Here is an 18,952-nt window from a genome sequence, read left to right as displayed (position 1 = left end):
CTCGTCCTCGACCTGCGGACCGCCGACGACGGCCCGCTGCCCGCCGGTCCCCGCGCCCTGCTGCTGGCCCGCGGGTCGCTGCACGCGCTCGACCCGTCCGCGGCCGGCTTCCACGCCGTCGCCCCGCTCGCCGCCGCCCGCGCGATCGAGGTCACGTCGACCCCGCTCAGCGACCCGCTCGCGGTCGAGCGGCTGGCCGCCTTCGCCGCCGCGATCGGCCGCGGCGTCGAGCCGGTCCAGGACGCGCCCGGCCTGGCGCTCGGCCGGGTCGTGGCGCAGCTGATCAACGAGGCGGCGTTCCTGATCGGCGAGGGCAACGGCACGCCCGACGACGTCGACGCCGGGCTGCAGCTCGGCGTCAACCACCCGCGCGGACCGGTCGCCTGGTCGCGGGCGCTGGGCCTGGACCACGTCGTGACCCTGCTCGACGCGCTCCACCGCGAGCTCGGCGAGCCCCGCTACCGCGTCGCCCCGCTGCTGCGGCGGCGGCGCGCCCTGAACCTGGACCTGGCCCCGACCCCGGAAGACGCATCATGAGCCTGCTCGACGGACGCCGCGCACTGGTCACCGGCGGAGGCCGCGGGATCGGCGAGGCGATCGCCCGCCGCCTGGCCGCCGAGGGCGCCCACGTCACGATCGTCAGCCGCACGCTCGACGTCGCCCAGCAGGTGGCGGACGAGATCGGCGGGGTCGCGGTCGGCGTCGACATCGCCGACCTCGACGCCGCGCACGAGGCGGTCACCGCGGCCGGCCCGCTCGACGTGCTGGTCAACAACGCCGGCTTCGACGATCCCGGCTGGTTCACCGACACCACGCCCGAGCGCTGGCGCAGCGTCGTCGACGTCAACCTGCTGGGGATGTTCGCCTGCACCAAGGCGGCGCTGCCGGCGATGCAGCAGGCGCGCTACGGCCGGATCCTCAACATCGGCTCCGAGGCGGGCCGGATCGGCTCCTCCGGCAACGCGGTCTACGCGGCGACCAAGGGCGGGATCATCGCCTTCACCAAGTCGATCGCGCGCGAGAACGCCCGCTTCGGGATCACCGCCAACACGATCGCGGTCGGCCCGATCGAGACCCCGCTGATGGACAAGGTCCGGGCCAAGGGCGAGCTGGGCCTGAAGATGGTCGCCGCGATGGAGCGCGGCACCCTGCTGGGCCGGCTCGGCGAGCCCGAGGAGGTCGCCGCGGTCGTCACCTTCCTCGCCTCCGAGCAGGCCGGCTACGTGACCGGCGAGAACCTCGGCGTCTCGGGCGGGATGGGGATCGGGTCGGCCTGAGCCGTCGCGGGCCCGCGACGGTGCGGGTCCGCCACCGTCGCCTGCGGGAAGTCCCCGAGGCGCGCGCGTCCGCCGGCGGCGATGGTGGCGGCGAGCCCCTTTCCCGAAAGGCCCGCCATGACCTTCGTCTGGTTCGTCATCTGGCTGATCGCCAACAACGTCGGCTCCCACGAGCCGCTGACCGCGCAACCCGTCAACGCCTGGCTGGCGACGTTGATCCTGGCCGTCGCGCTCGACCTGGGCGGCAACCACGCCCGCGGCGGCAGCACGTCCTAGCGCCCGCGGAACTCCGGCCGGCGCTTCTCCTTGAACGCCGCCACGCCCTCGGCGTAGTCGGCGGTCGTGGCGTGGCGCTGCTGCAGGTCGGCCTCGAGCGAGAGGTGCGGCTCGAGGCCGGCCAGCGCGGCCGAGCCGAGCGCGAGCTTCATCGACGCCAGCGCGACGGTCGGCGCGCGCGCCAGCCGCGCGGCCAGCGCCTCGCCGGCGGCGGCCAGCTCGTCGTCGGGGTGGACCGCGTTGATCACGCCCCACTCCAGCGCGCGGGCGGCCGGCAGCCGCTCGCCGAGCATCGCCAGCTCGGCGGCGCGCGCGTAGCCGATCCGGGCCGGCAGGTTGAACGTCGCGCCGCCGTCGGGCATCACCGCGATGTGGACGAAGGCCAGCAGGAAGTAGGCCGACTCGGCCGCGATCACCAGGTCGCAGGCCAGCGCCAGCGAGAAGCCCAGGCCCGCCGCCGCCCCCTGGACCGCCGCGATCACCGGCTTCGGCGCGCGCCGGATCTCGAGCACGATCGGGTTGTAGATCTGGCGCAGGCGGGTGTGCAGGTCGGGGTCGCCCTCGGCCGTCAGCTCGCGCGGGACCTTGACGTCGGCCCCGGCCGAGAACGCCCGCCCGGCCCCGGTGATCAGGATCGCCCGCACGGCGTCGTCGGCCGACGCCTCGCGCAGGGCGGCCAGGATCTCGCGGCCCATCTGCGGCGTCCAGGCGTTGAGCGCCTCGGGACGGTGCAGCTCGATGGTCGCGACGCCATCCCGGCGGGCGACGCGGATCGACTCGTAGTCGGCGGTCATCGCCGTCGATCATACGGCGTGTCCTGACGCATCGTCCGCGAAGCGACCGTCACGGCTATCGTGCCCGGCATGAGCCCCGAGGCCACCGAACCGCCGCTGCTGCGCGAGGAGCAGGACGGCGTCCTGCTGCTGACCCTCAACCGCCCCGACGTCCGCAACGCCGTCGACCTGCCGCTGGCCGAGGCGATGGCGGCCGCGCTCGACCACCTCGACGCCGAGCCGTCGCTGTCGGTCGGGATCGTCACCGGCGCCGGCCGCGGGTTCTGCGCCGGGATGGACCTGAAGGCGTTCGCCCAGACCGGCAAGCGGCCGTGGGCCGGCGACCGCGGCTTCGCGGGGATCGTGCGGCGGGCGTCGCGCAAGCCGCTGATCGCCGCGATCGAGGGCTTCGCCGTCGCCGGCGGGCTCGAGATCGCGTTGGCCTGCGACCTGATCGTGGCGGCGAAGGGCACGAAGATCGGGATCCCCGAGGCCAAGCGCTCGCTGGTCGCCGCCGGCGGCGCGCTGCGACGGCTGCCGCGCCTGCTGCCGCCGCCGCTGGCGCTCGAGCTGGCCCTGACCGGCGAGCTGATCACCGCCGACCGCGCCTACGAGCTGGGCGCGATCAACCGCCTGACCGAGCCGGGCCAGGCGGTCGCCGCCGCCCGCGAGCTGGCCGCCGCGATCGCCGCCAACGGCCCGCTGGCGCTGATCGCGGCCAAGCAGATCGTCCAGCAGCAGTGGTCGTGGAGCGACGCCGAGTTCTGGGACCGGCAGGCCGCGATCGCCGATCCGGTGATGACCTCGGAGGACGCGCGCGAGGGCGCCCGGGCGTTCACCGAGAAGCGCGAGCCGCGCTGGCAGGGGCGCTGATCCTGGCCGGCCGGCCAGTCCGCTGCTACGCTCCCAGGACAAGTTGCCCGCACAGCTTGTCCAGACACTTCGAGGAGCCCCGATGGCCACCGCGCCCGACGTCATCAAGCCCGACCACGCCGCGACCGCCCGGCACTTCATCTTCGGCGACGAGCACGACCAGCTGCGGGCGTCGATCCGCTCGTTCGTCGACCGCGAGATCGTCCCCCACGTCCACGAGTGGGAGCAGACGACGTTCCCCGACGAGATCGTCCGGCGGCTGGGCGAGGTCGGGTTCCTCGGCCTGTCGGTGCCGGAGCAGTACGGCGGCCAGGGCGGCGACTACTACTCCAACCTGGTGCTGGCCGAGGAGATCGCGCGCGGCGGCAGCGGCGGCCTGCTGATGGGCCTGTCGGTCCACACCGACATGGTGATCCCGCCGCTGCTGCAGTTCGGCAGCGAGGAGCAGAAGCAGGCCTACGTCCCGGCCGGCGTCCGCGGCGAGCAGATCTTCGCGCTCGGGATCACCGAGCCGGACGCGGGATCCGACGTCGCCGCGATCAAGACCCGCGCGGTCCGCGACGGCGACGAGTGGGTGATCAACGGGTCCAAGACCTTCATCACCAACGGCCACCGCGCGAGCATGATCATGCTCGTCACCAAGACCGATCCCGACGCCGGCTACGACGGCTTCTCGATCTTCCTGGTGCCGATGGACGCGCCGGGCATGGTCCGCGAGCAGAAGCTGTCGAAGATGGGCATGCACGCCTCGGACACGGCGCTGCTGGCGTTCCAGGACGTGCGGGTGCCGGCCGACGCGCTGCTCGGGCCCGACACCGGCAAGGGCTTCTTCCAGATCATGTGGGAGCTGCAGGCCGAGCGCCTGATCGGTGCGGCCGGTGCCCTGGGGTACGCCCAGTACGCCTTCGACAAGGCGCTCGCCTACGCCAACGAGCGCGCCACGTTCGGCCGCCCGCTCGGCAAGCACCAGGCGATCCGCCACAAGTTCGCCCAGATGGCCACCGACATCGCCGCGGCGCGCCAGCTGATCTACGGCACGGCGTGGTCCTACGCCAACGGCGACTACCCCGTCCGCGCGATCTCCCAGGCCAAGCTCAACGCCACCCAGGTCGCCTTCCGCGTCGCCGACGACTGCGTCCAGATCCTCGGCGGCGCCGGCTACATGACCGAGTACGACGTCGAGCGCGTCTTCCGCGACATCCGCCTGTACCGGATCGGGGCCGGGGCGGACGAGATCCTGCTGGATGTGATCGGGAAGTCGTACGGGTTGTAGGGGCGGGCGCCCGCGAGGGCCAGCAGCGTTCGGCTCGATTGGTGCGATCTGCCATCCGGATCGGCACCTGGTGCGCAGCATCCAGACCCTGGCCTGAGCTTCAGAGCACGCGCTAGCCTGCGGAACGAGATGGCTTCCTCCGACGCCAAGCCGGCGCCCCGCCCGACGCCGCCGCCGGTCAAGCCGGTGCCGCTGACCGTCTTCATCCCCGAGAACCGGGGTCGGCGCGGCGACGGCAGGCAGACTGAGGGTCCAGGGGACGCATCGTGTTGCAGGTGACGGCGTCCCGCAGGACCTTCACGCTGCTGCCAACTGACTGGCTGGCGTTCTAGTGATGCTGCCCGAGGACGAGGTCGAGCGGGCTCGCGCGCTGTGCCGGGCGAGGTCGTCGGAGGCTCTGGCCGATCAGGTCCGCATCGAGCTGGAGGTCGATCGTGGGGCGCTGACGATCGTCGAGGTGCAGGCGTCGTGGCACGCGCGGACCGAATGGACACGGCTGCCGGTCGCTCGACTGCGCTTCGCTAAGGGCACGGGACTCTGGACGCTCTATGCGCCAGGGCGCGACGCGCGTTGGCGACGGTACGAGGGTATCGGCCCCGCAGCAAGCGTCGGGCCGCTCCTCCGGGAGGTCGACCGAGACCCAACGGGTGCGTTCTGGGGCTGAGCGCACCAGGGCGTGACTCCGCGGCGCGCACGGAGGGCGAGGCGTCGCGTCGCCGCCGCGCTGCGGGGCGCCGCTCGCCGACTCGAACCGGCGACCTCCTGGCGCGATGCGGGGTGTCAGCTGTGGAAGGTGGAGATTTGCAGGGAGTTCGCCGGGCTTGGCGAGGCGTGATTGCCCGGGAATGCCTGCGGATTACGGAGGATTGGTGCCGATTCCGGCACTCGAGACGCCGCGTGCCTGATTGGCCTTCCGATCGGCGGCGCGCTTGGTTACGGTGGCGGCGTGTCCGATGTCCCCGCTCGCCTCCCTGCCGCCGAGGTCGCGACTTCGGACGCCTACCGCGAGCTGATCGGGACGCTGACCGGCCGGATCCGTGCCGCGCAGGGCCGCGCCGCGCGGGCGGTCAACACGGAGCTGGTGCTCCTGTACTGGTCGATCGGTCGTGAGATCCTCGACCGGCAGCAGGCCCTGGGTTGGGGCGACGATGTCGTCGGCCGGATCAGCCAGGACCTGCGCACCGACACCGGGGGCGTGCGGGGGTTCTCGCGGCGCAACCTCTTCTACATGCGGCGCTTCGCTGCGCTGTGGCCGGATCCGGAGCAAGTGCAGACGTTGTCTGCACTTTTCGGCTGGTCGCATCACCAGGTGCTGCTCGATGCGTTCGCAGGGGACCCGGAGCGCTACGAATGGTACGCCGCGCGTGCCGCTGAGCAGCGTTGGACCGTTCGGCATCTCAAGGCCCAGGTCGACCTGAGATTGCACGAGCGCATGGGTGCCGCGGTCGCCAACTTCCCGGCCGTACTCGAACCAGCCGACGCGCAGCGAGCGCTCGACGCCACCAAGGATCCGTACGTCTTCGACTTCCTCGACCTGCGCGAGAGCGCGCACGAGCGCGAGCTGGAGCAGGCGCTGATCGACGACATCCAACGGTTTCTGCTGGAACTCGGTACCGGGTTCGCGTTCTACGGTCGGCAGAAGGCGCTGCAGGTCGGCAAGCGGGAGTTCTTCCTCGACTTGCTCTTCTACCACCACGCCCTGCGACGGTTCGTGGTGATCGACCTGAAGATCGGCGCGTTCGAGCCCGAGCACGTCAGCAAGATGAACCTCTACCTCAACGCCGTTGACGAGCAGTTCCGCCACGGCGACGACCAGGAATCGGTCGGGATCATCCTCTGCACCAGCCGCGACGAGACGGTCGCCAAGCTTGCCCTGCACCGCGTCTACGCCCCGATCGCCGTCTCGACCTGGCGCACCGACACCCCACCAGCTTTGCCGCCGGTCGACGTCACCGACGAGATCCCCGCGGACCTCGGTGAGCTGGCGCAGCTGGACGATGTGCGGAGTCGGCTGGTGGAGCGAGTGGCTCGGCGGGCGGCCGAAGAGAACGGGTGACGAGCTGTAGGTGCTGAGGACGTTGTTCTGATCGTTGGGGCCGGATCCCGATGGGATCTGGCTGATCGTGGACGTCCGACACCGTCAAGACCGGCGGGCCCACCCACTTCCCGCAAGCCCCAGGCCCTGTTGCCGCATCGCGCCCGGATGAACAACCTCCTCAGGAACTACACCTGGCCGGCCCCGAACCGGCGACCTCCTAGGCACGGTCCAGGCGCTCTCTCCCGCCCTACCCCACCCCCTCGAACACCGCCGCCATCCCCTGCCCGCCCCCGATGCACATCGTCTCCAGCCCATAGCGCGCGCCCCGCCGGTCCAGCTCGCGCAGCAGCGTCGCCAGGATCCGCACGCCGGTCGCGCCCACGGGGTGCCCCAGCGAGATGCCCGAGCCGTTGACGTTGAGGCGGGCGAAGTCGCCCTCGCCGAAGTCCCACGAGCGGGTGCAGGCCAGGACCTGGGCGGCGAAGGCCTCGTTCAGCTCGATCAGGTCGATGTCGCTCAGCTTCAGGCCCGCGCGCTCCAGGGCTCGCGACGTCGCCGGGACGGGGCCGATGCCCATGGTGCGGGGCGGCACGCCGGCGACGGCCCAGGACACCAGCCGGCCGAACGGCTTCAGGCCCAGGGCCTCCGCGCGCTCGGGCGTCGTGACGATGCAGGCCGACGCGCCGTCGTTCTGGCCGCTCGCGTTGCCCGCCGTGACCGTCGACGCTGGATCGACCGCCCCGCGGATCGGGCGCAGGCGGCCCAGGCTCTCGATCGTCGTCTCCGGGCGCGGGTGCTCGTCGGCGCTGACCACGACCGGCTCGCCCCGGCGCTGCGGCACCGTCACCGGGACGATCTCGTCGGCGAACCTCCCCTGCTCCTGGGCGGCGACCGCCTTCTGGTGCGAGCGCAGCGCCAGCGCGTCCTGCTCCTCGCGCGGGATCGAGAACTCCTCGCGCAGGTTCTCGGCCGTCTCGAGCATCCCGCCGGGCACCGGGTAGTCGCGCCCGCCGGCCGTCACGCGCGCTCGCGCCAGCCGGTCGTGCAGCGTGATCCCGTCGCCCCCGGCACCCCAGCGCATCTCGGTCGAGTAGTGCTCGACCTGGCTCATGCTCTCGGCCCCGCCCGCGATCACCAGGTCGCTGACCCCGGTCTGGACCTGCATCGCCGCCGTCACCACCGCCTGCAGGCTCGACCCGCAGCGGCGGTCGATCTGCAGGCCCGGGGTCTCGATCCCCAGCCCGGCGTCGAGCGCCGCGACCCGGCCGATCGCCGGCGACTCGCCGCTCGGGTAGCACTGGCCGAACAGGACGTCGTCGACGTCGCCCTCCCCCAGCCCCGCCCGCGCGACCAGCTCGCGCAGCACGGTCGCCGCCAGGTCGGTCGCGGTCAGCTGGCGGAAGACGCCGCCGTAGCGGCCCACGGGCGTGCGCAGCGGCTCGCAGATGACGGCGGGGCGGAGGGTGTCGGACATCGGGTCTCGGTTCGGGTGGGGTCGGGTCGGAGGTCTGGGGTTGGTGCGGCGGTCAGCCGGCCGGGGCCAGCCGCTCCTGCGCCAGGCGCACGAGCCGGAACTTCTGGACCTTCCCCGTCGGGGTCGTCGGCAGCTCGTCGGCGTCGAGGAACAGCACGTGCTTGGGGACCTTGAAGCGGGCCAGGCTGGCCTTGCACAGCTCGATCACCTGGTCGGCGTCCAGCTCGGCGCCCGGGTGGCGGACGATGCAGGCGCAACCCGCCTCGCCCCAGCGATCGTCGGGCACGCCGATCGCGAACGCCTGGCTGACGGCGTCGTGGGCGCTCAGCAGCTCCTCGATCTCCTTCGGCATCACCAGCTCGCCACCGCTCTTGTACAGCTCCTTGCTGCGACCGGTGATCTGCAGGTAGCCATCCTCGCGCACGCGGCCGAGGTCGCCGGAGTGGATCCAGCCGTCGCGGATCGCCAGCGCCGACTCCTCCGGCTTGGCCCAGAAGCCGAGCATGTTGGTCGGCCCGCGCGAGACCAGCTCGCCCTCGGCGCCGGGCTCCAGGTCGCGGCCGTCGACCGGGTCGATCGTCTTGTACTCGGTCAGCGGACCGTCGCCGGCGTCGAGCCCGGCCGCGCCCGCGATCTTCGGCCGGCCGACCGTCTCGGACGTGAACGCCAGCGGGTCCTCCGGCAGCGTCAGGGTCATCGCGCCGCCGGTCTCGGTCATCCCGTAGCCGGTCACGATCTCGCTGACGCCCAGCTCGGCCTGGACCTTCTCCCACAGCCAGACCGGGGCCGGCGCGGCGCCCGACAGGATCGCGTTCAGCGACGACAGGTCGTGGCGCTCGCGCGCGGGATGCTCCAGCAGCGCGACCGTCATCGTCGGCACGCAGAGGATGTCGGTCGCCCGGTGACGCTCGATCCCGGCGAAGTACGCGGCCGGGTCGAACGCCGTCTGCGGGACGATCGCGCCGCCGACCATCGTCGCCGCCAGCAGCCCCTCGACGTAGCCGAACATGTGGTAGCAGGGCAGCGAGAAGAGGATCCGCCGGCCGTCCTCGAAGGCCCTGCTCAGCGCCGAGCCGTGGGCCGTCCGCAGGACCGCGTCGTGGGTCACCAGCACGCCCTTCGGCGATCCGGTCGTGCCCGACGTGTAGAGGATGTCGCCCACGTCGTCGGGAGCGCGGCGGGCGCCGTCGGACGCGCCGCGGTGGGCGTCGCCGAGCGCCGCCAGCCCCTCGACCGTCAGGACGCCGTCGCGCGGCGCGCCGCCGTTCGGCAGCTGGATCACGTGCGCCAGCTCGGGCAGCGCGTCCAGCGGCGGCGCGGGCTCGTCCGTCGGCGCGGCCGGCAGCCGGTCCCAGCCGGGCGCGATCGCGTCGAGCATCGCCGGGTAGTCGAGCCCCGCGAAGCCGGTCATCGTGATCAACGTCCGGCAGGAGGACTGCTCCAGCACGTAGGCCAGCTCCTCCTGCCGGTAGAGGTAGTTGAACGGGATCGCGACCCCGCCGGCCCGCGCGATCGCGAACTTCAGCGGCGCGAACTCCAGCTCGTTGGCCATCAGCAGGCCGACGTGGTCGCCCGGCCGCACGCCGAGCGCGACCAGCCCGTCGGCCAGCCGCCGCGACCACTCCGCCGTCTCGGCGTAGCTGATCGTCCGCTCGTCGGTGATCACCAGCGGCCGCTCGCCGAACGCCGCGGCCTGCTCGTCCAGCCAGGCGTCGAGGGTTCGCGGGGTCCAGGCGGGGAAGCGGGCGCGCAACGCGGCGCGGCGCTCGTCGATCGTGCTCGGCACGGGGTCCTCTCTCCTCGGGGGGTGTTGCGCTTCGGTCGGGCGGGAAGGCCCTCAGAAGAGGTCGGCGAGGACCCGCAGCGTCGGCGCGTCGGCGAGCGCCAGCAGCGTGTCGACGCGGGTCTCGCGCCACTGGTCGAGCCGGTCGCGGATCCGGTCCTTGGGACCGACCAGCGACATGTCGTCGACCAGCTGAGCGGGCAGCGCGGCGGCGGCCTCGGCCTTCCTGCCGGCCAGGAACAGCTCCTGGATCTCGTCGATCTGGCGCTCGTAGCCCATCCGGCGCGCGACGTCGGCGTGGAAGTTGCGGCCCTTGCCCTTGGCCCCCATCCCGCCGAAGTAGAGGGCGTAGAACGGGCGCAGCTCGTCGATCGCGCGCTCGACGTCGTCGCCGAGCGCGACCGGGATCGTGCAGGCGACCTCGAACGTCTCGTCGCTGCCGCGGGCGCCGTCGCGCGCGAACCCCTCGGCCAGGCGCTCGCGGTAGTACCAGTCGAAGCTCGGCGCGTAGAGCATCGCGATCCAGCCGTCGGCGATCTCGGCGGTCTGGGCGATGTTCCTGGGCCCCTCGGCCGCGATGAAGATCGGCAGGTCGGGCCGCTGCGGCTTGAGGATGCTCTTCAGCGGCTTGGCCAGGCCGGTGCCGCCCTGGAGCGGCAGCCGGTAGTGCTCGCCCTCGAAGCTGACCGGCGCCTCGCGGGCGATCACGCGGCGGACGATCTCGACGAACTCGCGGGTGCGGGCCAGCGGCTTGGCGAACTCGGCGCCGTACCAGCCCTCGACGACCTGGGGACCGGACGCGCCGAGGCCGAGCACGAAGCGGCCCTCGGACAGCCGGTCCATCGTCAGCGCCGCCATCGCGGTCGCGGCCGGGGTCCGGGCCGAGATCTGCGCGATCGCCGTCCCGAGCCGGATCCGCGACGTCTGCGATCCCCACCAGGCCAGCGGCGTGAAGGCGTCGGATCCGTAGGCCTCGGCCGACCAGACCGAGTCGATGCCCAGCCGCTCGGCCTCGAGCACGCGGTCGGTGCCGTCGGCGGGCGGGTCCGAGCCCCAGTAGCCGGCGTTCAGGCCCAGCTTCAACTCGCGGCTCATCCCTGCTCCTTGCCGACGATCGAGATGAACGAGACGCAGGTCCCCGGCCGCCCGCCGAGGTTGTGCGTCATCCCCAGCTTCGGGTCGGCCAGCTGCCGCTCCCCCGCCTCGCCGCGGAACTGCTGCCAGCACTCGAACAGCATCCGCAGGCCGCTGGCGCCGACCGGGTGGCCGAAGCTCTTCAGGCCGCCGTCGGCGTTGACCGCAATCCGCCCGTCCAGGTCGAAGGCCCCGTCGAGCACGTCCCGCCACGCCTGCCCGCGCTCGGAGAAGCCCATGTCCTCCATCAGCACGATCTCGGTCGGGGTGAAGCAGTCGTGGACCTCGGCCAGGTCGATCTGCGTCCGCGGGTCGGTGATCCCGGCCTGGGCGTAGGCGTCCTTCGCGGTCCGCACGACCTCCTCGAAGCTCGTGTAGTCGTAGGCCGGGTCCATCGGGCCGTTGGCGGGACCGGCGACGAACGACAGCGCCTTCACGAAGATCGGGCGATCGGTGTACTCGTAGGCGTCCTCGGCACGGACGATCAGCGCGCAGGCGGCGCCGTCCGAGACGCCCGAGCAGTCGAAGACGCCGAGCCGGCCGGCGACCAGCGGCGAGGCGGCGATCTTCTCCTTCGGCACCTCCTTGCGGAACTGCGCGCGCTCGTTCAGCGCCCCGTTGCGGTGGTTCTTCCAGGCGACGTGGGTCATCGCGTCGCGCATGTCCTGGGGATCGACCCCGTAGCGCTTGCAGTAGGCCGGGTCGAGCAGCGAGAACGCGGCGGGCGCGGTCACGGTCAGCTCGGGCGCGGTGCCGTCGCCGGCGACGTTGCTGCGCACCAGGCCCGAGTAGCCGGAGTCCTTGAGCTTCTCGACCCCGACCGCCATCACCCGGTCGTAGGCGCCCGACGCGACGGCGTAGCAGGCGTTGCGGAACGCCTCCGAGCCGGTCGCGCAGAAGTTCTCGACCCGGGTGACCGGCTTGTAGTCCAGGCTCAGCGGCTTGGAGAGGACCATCCCCGACTGGCCCGAGCTCATCGTGCCGAGCCAGAACGCGTCGACGTCCTCGACCGTGATCCCCGGCGTCGAGGCGAAGCACTCCTGGGTGGCGTCGACGAGCAGGTCGTCGGCGGAGCGGCCCCAGTGCTCGCCGAACGGCGTGCAGCCCATCCCGACGATCGCCACCCGGTCGCGGATCCCGTTGCTGGCCATCAGTGCTCCTCGTCCTCGTCGCGCCCGACCGCCAGCGGCCGGGCCTTCCAGAAGTAGTTGTGGACGCCCTCGACGGTGTAGAGCCGCCGGAAGGTCGTCTCGACCCGCGTGCCGATCGCGACCGTCGACGGGTCGCCGTCGGTCAGCTCGAGCGTGTAGCGGCCGCCGCCGTCGAAGTCGACGACGACGTTGGTCAGCGGCGGCGAGGGCGAGAACGCCAGCCGGTCGACCGTGAACGTGGCGACCGTCCCCGGCTGGGCGGCGAGCGGAATCGGGTCCATCTCGTCGACGGTCCGGCAGCGCTTGCAGACCCGGATCGGCGGCACGTGGACGAACCCGCAGGCCCGGCAGCGGCTGCCGGTGAAGGCGAACTTCCAGGCCTCGGCCCGCGCAGACGGCGGGGCGGCGGGGCGGTCGGGCTCGGGGCGTCGCGGCGGCTCGCGTTCCAGCAGGCCGCGCCAGGTCAGGTAGGTCGCGTAGCGCAGCGCCCGGCCGCCGGCCAGCTGGGCCTCGACCCCGGCGCGCGCTCGCTCGCCGCGACCGGTGGCGATCGCGTCGGTCGTCCGCAGGACGCTGGCGTCGGCCCCGTCGGCGGCGACGATCAGCAGGATCGTCTCGCCGGGGCCGGCGCGATCGAGCACGGCGGCCAGCCGCAGGCCGGGGTCGGCGGCGCCGCAGTAGCCGATCGCCAGCGGGGTCGCCGGCGTCCGCCCGGGGAAGCGCTTGGCGACCTGGGCCGCGGTCCGTGCGTGGGGCGAGGAGACGACGACGTGGTCGGCCTGCTCGACGCCGGCGGCCGCCAGCGCCCGCGCGACCGCGTCCTGGACCAGCGGCAGGTACTGCTCGAGGCCGAAGCGCTCCTCCCACTGGCGGCTGGCCTGCTCGCCCGGCGCCCGCCAGCGGTCGAGGAACTCGGCCGTCGCCGACGCCTCGGCCAGGACGACCGCCAGCGCTCCGTCGCCGGAGCCGAAGCGGAACGCCGCCGCCCCGTCGCCGCCGTCGCGCTCGTCCGCCGACCCCGGCCGGCCGCTGCGCAGGTCCGACAGCACGGCCAGCCCGTCGCCGGCGGCCGCGGCGCGCAGGGCGCCGACCGCCGAGCGCGCCGAGCCGGCCAGGTCGACGGCGAAGCCGCGGTGGTCGAGCCCGAGCGCCGCGTGGATCGCCGTCGCGTTGGTCTTGTCGACGTAGGCCGGGGCGGTGGTCGCGAAGTGGATCGACGGCGGGGCCGCGGACCCGAGGGCCAGCCGCCGGGCGGCCTCGACACCCATCGTCGTCGTGTCCTCGTCGAACGACGCGACGGTCCGCCGGCCGCGGCCTCCGCGGACCGTCAGCGCGCTGCCCAGCTCCTCGTGCTCGAGCCGGAAGCTCGGCACGTAGGCGGCGTAGGACTGGATCCCCGCAGCGGTCATCGGACCTCCCGATCGGCACATCGTTCACACATAGTGTCCAGACGGACCGTACCAGGCTTCGGCGCCAGGACCGCGCGGCCCTGGCCGGACGTCCAGCGGCCAAAGCACGACCCCGATCGGGGTCCGTGCGCCGCGCGCGGACGGCCGAACGGCTCATCTAGAGTCCGCCCCGCATGTCCGCCCCCCGCTCGACCCAGCTCACCGACCGCGAGCGCGAGGCCCTCGACGCGGCCCGCGACGCCGGGATCCACCGGATCTCGATCCCGACGCCGTTCGGGATCGGCGACGTCAACGTCTACCTCGTCGAGGGCGAGCCGCTGACGCTGGTCGACTGCGGGCCCAACTCGGCGACCAGCCTCGACGTGCTGGAGGCCGGCCTGGCGGACCTCGGCCACGCGCTCGCCGACGTCGAGCAGCTGGTCATCACCCACCAGCACCTCGACCACGTCGGGCTGGCGGCAACCCTCGGCCGCCGCGCCGGCGTCGCCGTCACCTGCCTGGACCTGCTGGCGCCCGTGCTCGAGGACTGGCTGACGTTCGCCGCCAGCGACGACGACGACGCGCGGACCCTGATGCTGCGCCACGGCGTCGAGCCGCACGTCGCGGACGCGCTGCGGGCGGTCGCCGAGATCGTCCAGCACTGGGGCGCGCCGACCCCGGTCGGGCGGCGGCTCGCCGACGGCGAGACGCTGACCCTGGGCGGCCACGACTTCACGACCCACCACCGCCCCGGCCACTCGCCGTCCGACACGCTGCTCCACGACCCGGCGCGGCGGATCGCCCTCTGCGGCGACCACCTGCTGTCGAAGGTCTCCTCCAACGCCCTGATCTCGCGGGCGCTCGACGGCAGCTCGAACGGCCGCCGGCCGCAGCCGCTGGTCCAGTACCGGCGCTCGCTGCTGGCGACCCGCGAGCTGGAGATCGAGATCGGCCTCGGCGGCCACGGCGGCCCGGTCCTCGACCACCGGGCGCTGATCGACGACCGGATCGCGCACCAGGACCGCCGGGCCGAACAGCTGCTGGGCCTCTTGACCCACGGCCCGCGATCGGCCCACCAGCTGGCGACGACCATGTGGGGCGACATCGCGGTCACCCAGGCCTACCTGACCCTGTCGGAGGTCCTCGGCCACCTCGACCTGCTGCTCGACGCCGGGCGCGTGACCGAGGACGACTCGGCCGAGGTCGTGCGCTTCGAGGCGACGTAGTCGCTCCGGTCCGATGCGACGTTGCGGTCGGCCACCGCCCGCAACGCCGCGCCGCGCCACCCGACCCGACCCTCCCGAACGCCCGCCCCTAGGCGAACGTCCGCCGTGTCCGTACACTCTGTCCAGGTCACTCGTGCCCTCCGTCACCCGCAGAGCCCACGCCACGCGCGCCGATCGTCGCGACGAGATCCGCGGACGGCTGCTGTCGGCGATCGAGCGGCTGCTGGACGAGGGCGAGAGCTTCACCGAGGTCAGCGTCGAGCGGATCACCGCCGAGGCCGGGCTCTCGCGGTCGACCTTCTACGTCTACTTCGAGGACAAGGGCGATCTGCTCCACGGGCTGGCGGCGCACGTCATCGACCTGCTGCTCGAGGCCGCCGGCCGCTGGTGGTCGCTGCCGCCCGAGGCCGACCGCGACGACGTCGAGCGCGCACTGCAGGCGCTGGCCACGGCCTACCGGCCCCACCAGACGCTGCTGGCGGCGGTCGTCGAGGCGTCGGCCTACGACCAGCGGGTCCGCGAGCACTTCGCCGGCCTGATGCGGACCGCCGGCGACCGGCTGGAGGCCCACATCCGGGCCGGCCAGGCCAACGGATCGATCCCCGCGGAGCTGGCGCCGGACGCCGTCGCCGGCTGGCTGGTGTGGATGGCCGAGCGCGGCCTCGGCACCCTGGTCCGGCCCGCCGACGCCGCCGAGGCGGACGCGCTGGTGCGGGCGCTGACGGCGATCGTCTGGAACACCCTCTACCGGCCCGCGCGGGATCCGACGCGGTCCGCCGCTACCGCTACGGTGTAGCGACGATGCCGTCGGTCACCCGCAAGCGCCAAGGGAGTCGCGCCGACCGGCGCCAGGAGATCCGGGGCAAGCTGCTCGCGGTGGTCGAGCGGCTGCTCGAGGACGGCGAGAGCTTCACCGAGATCAGCGTCGAGCGGATGGTGTCCGAGGCGGGCGTCTCGCGCTCGACCTTCTACGTCTACTTCGAGGACAAGGGCGATCTGCTGACCGCCTGGTTCGAGGAGATCCGGGCCGAGGTCACCGAGGCCGCCGACTCCTGGTGGGCCCTGACCGCCGAGGCGACCCGCGACGACGTCCGCGCGGCGCTCGACCGGATCGTCAAGACCTACCGCCCGCACACGACCCTGATGGCCGCCGTCTACGACGCCGCGGCCTACGACGCCAACGTCCGCGAGCTCGTCACCGAGATGATGGACAGCAACGTCGCCGGCCTGCGCAAGCACATCAAGGCCGGCCAGAAGGCCGGGTTCGTCGACGACTCCCTGCTGCCCGCCCAGACCGCCGGCTGGCTGACCTGGATGGCCGAGCGCGGCCTCCACCAGCTGGTCCGCACCGCCACGCCGGCCGAGCTCGACAAGCTGATCGACGCCTACACCGACATCGTCTGGAACACGCTCTACGCGCCGGCGCGCTGACGCCGCGGCCCGGCACGGGCCGCGACCCCGCGAAGCGACCTTCCCGAGGCCGGCCGATGCGCCGGCCTCGCCCGTTCCCGGGACCACTCCCGGGCCATCCCCGGGCCGCCCCCGAGACGGTTCCCGCGACGAGATTCGCCAGCGACCGGGAGCGCTCGTGTAGCCTGTGACACGACGTCCGGACGTAGTGTCCGATCAAGCTCTCGAGGAGGTCCCGGCATGACATCCACCACGGCCCCCGCGGTCGACCTGACCGAGGTCGATCTGACCGATCCGTCCTGGTTCCGGGACGGGCCGCCGCACGAGCTGTTCGCGCGGATGCGCGCCGAGACGCCGATCCGCTGGAACGAGACCGAGCACTTCGGCGGCTTCTGGTCGCTGACCCGGGCAGCCGAGATCGCCGCCGTCAGCCGCGACACCGCGACCTTCTCGTCGCACGCCGAGGGCGTCTTCGTCCAGCGCGACCAGGTCGCGCCGCTCGACCTGGTGCGCGCGGTCCTGCTCTACAAGGATCCGCCGGAGCACACGAAGTACCGCAAGATCCTCCAGAGCGCGTTCGTGCCGGCGACCGTCGCCAAGATGGAGGACGACATCCGCGCCGTCGTCACGCGGGTGCTCGACGACGTGATCGAGCAGGGCGCCTGCGACTGGACCCAGGACGTCGCCGTCCGCGTCCCGCTGCTGGTGCTCGCCGAGCTGATGGGGATCCCCGAGGACGACGTCCCGCGGCTCTACGAGTGGACCGAGCAGATCGAGGCCGCCCAGCGCGCGATCGAGCCGGCCCAGGCGGTCGAGACGTTCATGGCGATGGCGATGTACCTGCACGAGCAGGTCGAGCGCCAGGCCGCCGAGGGCAACAGCGACTCGCTGGTGATGCGCCTGCGCGCGGCCGAGGTGGACGGCGAGACGCTCGCCGACCCCGAGATCATGACCTTCTTCGCGCTGCTGGTCTTCGCCGGCAACGACACGACCCGCAACACCACCTCCGGCGGCCTGCTGGCGCTGCTCGAGCACCCCGAGCAGCTGGAGAAGCTGCGCGCCGACCCGGCGGTCATCCCCCAGGCGGTCGAGGAGATCCTGCGCTGGACGTCGGTCGTGAACTACTTCGTCCGCACCGCGACCACCGATACCGAGCTGGCGGGGCAGCCGATCGCCGCCGGCGAGAAGGTGATGCTCTGGTACGCGTCGGGCTCGCGCGACGAGGCCAAGTACGCCGATCCCCAGACCTTCGACGTCACCCGCAGCGAGCACGACCACATGGCGTTCGGCGGCGGCGGGCGCCACTTCTGCCTCGGCGCCGGCCTGGCCCGGCTCGAGCTGCGGATCATCTTCGAGGAGACCACCCGTCGCCTGCACGAGATCGAGCAGGCCGGCGAGGTCCAGCGGCTGCAGTCCTCGTGGGCCAACGGCCTGACGTCGCTGCCGATCCGCTTCCGCGCGGGCGCCCGGGTCGGCTGAGCGTCCAGGAGCGCAGCCGCGCCAAGCGGTCCCGCAGGGGGTCGCTGCTAACGTCCGCCGCCGATGCCCGACCAGCGTGCGGCCGAGCAGCCTCCCCCCGCGGTCGTCGTCGACGGCCTGACCAAGCACTACGGCGACGTCCACGCCGTCGACGGGATCGACTTCGCGGCCCAGCGCGGCGAGGTCTTCGGCCTGCTGGGCCACAACGGCGCCGGCAAGACGACGACGATCCGCGTCCTCACCGGGCGCACGCCGCCGACCGGCGGACGCGCGACCGTCGCCGGCCACGACGTGGTCGCCGACCGCGAGGCGGCGCGCGAGCGGCTGAACCTGGTCTTCGAGGACCAGAACCTCTACGACCGCCTGACCGGCCGCGCCAACCTGGCGCTGTTCGCCGAGCTCTACGACGCCCGCCCCGAGCGCGTCGACGAGTTGCTGCGGCGGGTCGGGATCGCGCACGCCGCCGATCGCAAGGTCAAGACCTACTCGACCGGGATGAAGCAGCGCCTGCTGCTGGCCCGGGCGCTGATCAACGACCCCGAGGTGCTGTTCCTCGACGAGCCGACGCGCGGGCTGGACCCGACGTCGGCGCGGACCCTGCGGGCGATCGTCCGCGAGCTGAGCGCCGCGGGGACCACCGTCGTCATCACCACCCACGACATGGCCGAGGCCGACGAGCTCTGCCACCGGGTCGCGTTCCTCTCCGAGGGCCGGATCATCGCGCTCGACACCCCGCGCGAGCTGAAGCTGTCGCTGGCCGCCCGGCGTGGCGGCCGCCGGGCGAGGGTCCTGCTCGACGACCGCAGCGAGCACGAGGTCGCGCTCGACGATCCCGCCGACGACCGGCTGCGCGCGTGGGCGGCGGAGGGCCGCGTCGTGACCGTCCACAGCGACGAGCCGACCCTCGCCGACGTCTTCGTCGAGCTGGCCGGCCGCAGCCTCGACGAGGACGGCCAGGAGGAGCAGCCACCGGACGAGCAGCCGGGCCGCCGCCCGTGGTGGCACTGGCTGGTCTGGCCCTACAAGCCGGGCGGCCGCCGATGAATCGCCGCCGGATGCTGGCGATCCTCCGCAAGGACCTGGTCGACGCGATCCGCGACGGCCGGGTGCTGGTCGCGATCCTGATCCCGGTCGCGCTCGGGATCTTCTACTCGCTCGCCTTCGACGACGACGAGCCGCGGCCGACCGCCAAGGTCGTCGTGGTCGGGTCCGGCGCGGACGCGGCCCGGATCGCCGCCGCGCTGCCGCGCGACGTCGGCCGCGCGATCGACCTGACGGTGCGCCGCACCAGCGACCCGCGACAGGCCCGCCACGACGTGGCGGCCGGCGACGTCGACCTGGCGATCGTCGTGCCGGACGGCCTGCTGGCGCGGGCCCGCGCCGGACGCGCGCCGCCG

19 protein-coding genes are annotated in these 18,952 nt (G+C 73.1%); 13 read left to right on the top strand and 6 right to left on the bottom strand.

All coding sequences use genetic code 11. From position 1 onward, the window contains the following. From PAI11_RS24435 to PAI11_RS27270, 3 genes are all read left to right on the top strand, one after another. Window positions 1-537: 3-hydroxyacyl-CoA dehydrogenase family protein (locus PAI11_RS24435; protein ID WP_211656595.1), on the top strand; the 537-nt coding region annotated here is incomplete at its 5' end. Beyond that, window positions 534-1,277 carry an SDR family NAD(P)-dependent oxidoreductase gene (locus PAI11_RS13445; protein ID WP_007575611.1) on the top strand — a complete coding sequence of 248 codons (744 nt, stop codon included), beginning with the start codon at window positions 534-536 and terminating at the stop codon, window positions 1,275-1,277. The genes PAI11_RS24435 and PAI11_RS13445, both read left to right, overlap by 4 nt. A gap of 117 nt (window positions 1,278-1,394) precedes the next feature. Further along, window positions 1,395-1,553 (top strand): hypothetical protein, encoded by a 159-nt coding sequence (locus PAI11_RS27270; RefSeq protein ID WP_007575608.1) that lies wholly within the window; start codon window positions 1,395-1,397, stop codon window positions 1,551-1,553. Here the strand turns inward: PAI11_RS27270 and PAI11_RS13440 are convergent. After that, window positions 1,550-2,347, bottom strand: coding sequence for an enoyl-CoA hydratase-related protein (locus PAI11_RS13440; protein WP_007575606.1), 798 nt, complete (start codon window positions 2,345-2,347; stop codon window positions 1,550-1,552). The genes PAI11_RS27270 and PAI11_RS13440 overlap by 4 nt on opposite strands. Before the next feature lie 69 nt (window positions 2,348-2,416). Between PAI11_RS13440 and PAI11_RS13435 the strand changes: the two genes are divergently transcribed. From PAI11_RS13435 to PAI11_RS13420, 4 genes are all read left to right on the top strand, one after another. Then, a complete protein-coding gene (locus PAI11_RS13435) occupies window positions 2,417-3,199 on the top strand; it encodes a crotonase/enoyl-CoA hydratase family protein (RefSeq protein WP_007575605.1) in 783 nt (260 codons plus the stop codon). A gap of 82 nt (window positions 3,200-3,281) precedes the next feature. Next, on the top strand, window positions 3,282-4,472 hold the full coding sequence (locus PAI11_RS13430) for an acyl-CoA dehydrogenase family protein (RefSeq protein ID WP_007575604.1): 1,191 nt from the start codon (window positions 3,282-3,284) through the stop codon (window positions 4,470-4,472). 334 nt (window positions 4,473-4,806) lie between these two features. Beyond that, window positions 4,807-5,136: a DUF3024 domain-containing protein gene (locus tag PAI11_RS13425; protein ID WP_138974303.1), complete on the top strand. Its 330-nt coding sequence runs from the start codon at window positions 4,807-4,809 to the stop codon at window positions 5,134-5,136. A gap of 282 nt (window positions 5,137-5,418) precedes the next feature. Then, on the top strand, window positions 5,419-6,528 hold the full coding sequence (locus tag PAI11_RS13420) for a PDDEXK nuclease domain-containing protein (protein ID WP_040600233.1): 1,110 nt from the start codon (window positions 5,419-5,421) through the stop codon (window positions 6,526-6,528). A 229-nt stretch (window positions 6,529-6,757) separates the two neighbouring features. Here PAI11_RS13420 and PAI11_RS13415 read toward each other — a convergent pair whose 3' ends face one another. Genes PAI11_RS13415 through PAI11_RS13395 form a run of 5 tightly spaced genes read right to left on the bottom strand, consistent with a single transcriptional unit; the run spans window position 6,758 to window position 13,461 of the window. Beyond that, window positions 6,758-7,984 (bottom strand): acetyl-CoA C-acetyltransferase, encoded by a 1,227-nt coding sequence (locus tag PAI11_RS13415; protein ID WP_040600232.1) that lies wholly within the window; start codon window positions 7,982-7,984, stop codon window positions 6,758-6,760. Between the two features lie 52 nt (window positions 7,985-8,036). Next, window positions 8,037-9,770, bottom strand: a complete 1,734-nt coding sequence (locus PAI11_RS13410; protein WP_007575599.1) for a class I adenylate-forming enzyme family protein — start codon at window positions 9,768-9,770, stop codon at window positions 8,037-8,039. Window positions 9,771-9,821: 51 nt separating this feature from the next. Continuing rightward, on the bottom strand, window positions 9,822-10,850 hold the full coding sequence (locus tag PAI11_RS13405; RefSeq protein WP_040600237.1) for an LLM class F420-dependent oxidoreductase: 1,029 nt from the start codon (window positions 10,848-10,850) through the stop codon (window positions 9,822-9,824). 8 nt (window positions 10,851-10,858) lie between these two features. Beyond that, window positions 10,859-12,052, bottom strand: a complete 1,194-nt coding sequence (locus PAI11_RS13400; protein WP_007575594.1) for an acetyl-CoA acetyltransferase — start codon at window positions 12,050-12,052, stop codon at window positions 10,859-10,861. Beyond that, the gene (locus PAI11_RS13395; RefSeq protein WP_007575592.1) at window positions 12,052-13,461 is read right to left on the bottom strand and encodes an OB-fold domain-containing protein; all 1,410 of its coding nucleotides are present in this window, start codon (window positions 13,459-13,461) and stop codon (window positions 12,052-12,054) included. Before PAI11_RS13395 ends, PAI11_RS13400 begins: the two co-directional genes overlap by 1 nt. A gap of 173 nt (window positions 13,462-13,634) precedes the next feature. Between PAI11_RS13395 and PAI11_RS13390 the strand changes: the two genes are divergently transcribed. The 6 genes from PAI11_RS13390 to PAI11_RS13365 form a co-directional block, all read left to right on the top strand. Next, window positions 13,635-14,666 (top strand): MBL fold metallo-hydrolase, encoded by a 1,032-nt coding sequence (locus PAI11_RS13390; RefSeq protein WP_007575590.1) that lies wholly within the window; start codon window positions 13,635-13,637, stop codon window positions 14,664-14,666. A gap of 133 nt (window positions 14,667-14,799) precedes the next feature. Then, window positions 14,800-15,462, top strand: a complete 663-nt coding sequence (locus tag PAI11_RS13385) for a TetR/AcrR family transcriptional regulator (RefSeq protein ID WP_007575588.1) — start codon at window positions 14,800-14,802, stop codon at window positions 15,460-15,462. A gap of 5 nt (window positions 15,463-15,467) precedes the next feature. Then, entirely contained in the window at window positions 15,468-16,097 is a 630-nt protein-coding gene (locus PAI11_RS13380) for a TetR/AcrR family transcriptional regulator (protein WP_007575585.1), read from the top strand. 219 nt (window positions 16,098-16,316) lie between these two features. Further along, window positions 16,317-17,555, top strand: coding sequence for a cytochrome P450 (locus PAI11_RS13375; protein WP_007575583.1), 1,239 nt, complete (start codon window positions 16,317-16,319; stop codon window positions 17,553-17,555). Window positions 17,556-17,618: 63 nt separating this feature from the next. Next, the gene (locus tag PAI11_RS13370) at window positions 17,619-18,599 is read left to right on the top strand and encodes an ABC transporter ATP-binding protein (RefSeq protein WP_007575581.1); all 981 of its coding nucleotides are present in this window, start codon (window positions 17,619-17,621) and stop codon (window positions 18,597-18,599) included. Window positions 18,600-18,610: 11 nt separating this feature from the next. Further along, on the top strand, window positions 18,611-18,952 hold a 342-nt coding region (locus PAI11_RS13365; RefSeq protein ID WP_040600231.1), incomplete at its 3' end, for a hypothetical protein.

The organism is Patulibacter medicamentivorans (assembly GCF_000240225.1).
Lineage (GTDB): Bacteria > Actinomycetota > Thermoleophilia > Solirubrobacterales > Solirubrobacteraceae > Patulibacter > Patulibacter medicamentivorans.
This window is presented reverse-complemented; position numbering and strand designations above follow the sequence as displayed.

Coding starts and splice junctions, on each gene's coding strand:
- PAI11_RS13400 (WP_007575594.1), bottom strand. CDS start 12,052: ATGGCCAGCAACGGGATCCGCGACCGGGTGGCGATCGTCGGGATGGGC.
- PAI11_RS13435 (WP_007575605.1), top strand. CDS start 2,417: ATGAGCCCCGAGGCCACCGAACCGCCGCTGCTGCGCGAGGAGCAGGAC.
- PAI11_RS13380 (WP_007575585.1), top strand. CDS start 15,468: ATGCCGTCGGTCACCCGCAAGCGCCAAGGGAGTCGCGCCGACCGGCGC.
- PAI11_RS27270 (WP_007575608.1), top strand. CDS start 1,395: ATGACCTTCGTCTGGTTCGTCATCTGGCTGATCGCCAACAACGTCGGC.
- PAI11_RS13415 (WP_040600232.1), bottom strand. CDS start 7,984: ATGTCCGACACCCTCCGCCCCGCCGTCATCTGCGAGCCGCTGCGCACG.
- PAI11_RS13375 (WP_007575583.1), top strand. CDS start 16,317: ATGACATCCACCACGGCCCCCGCGGTCGACCTGACCGAGGTCGATCTG.
- PAI11_RS13395 (WP_007575592.1), bottom strand. CDS start 13,461: ATGACCGCTGCGGGGATCCAGTCCTACGCCGCCTACGTGCCGAGCTTC.
- PAI11_RS13370 (WP_007575581.1), top strand. CDS start 17,619: ATGCCCGACCAGCGTGCGGCCGAGCAGCCTCCCCCCGCGGTCGTCGTC.
- PAI11_RS13425 (WP_138974303.1), top strand. CDS start 4,807: ATGCTGCCCGAGGACGAGGTCGAGCGGGCTCGCGCGCTGTGCCGGGCG.
- PAI11_RS13390 (WP_007575590.1), top strand. CDS start 13,635: ATGTCCGCCCCCCGCTCGACCCAGCTCACCGACCGCGAGCGCGAGGCC.
- PAI11_RS13430 (WP_007575604.1), top strand. CDS start 3,282: ATGGCCACCGCGCCCGACGTCATCAAGCCCGACCACGCCGCGACCGCC.
- PAI11_RS13440 (WP_007575606.1), bottom strand. CDS start 2,347: ATGACCGCCGACTACGAGTCGATCCGCGTCGCCCGCCGGGATGGCGTC.
- PAI11_RS13445 (WP_007575611.1), top strand. CDS start 534: ATGAGCCTGCTCGACGGACGCCGCGCACTGGTCACCGGCGGAGGCCGC.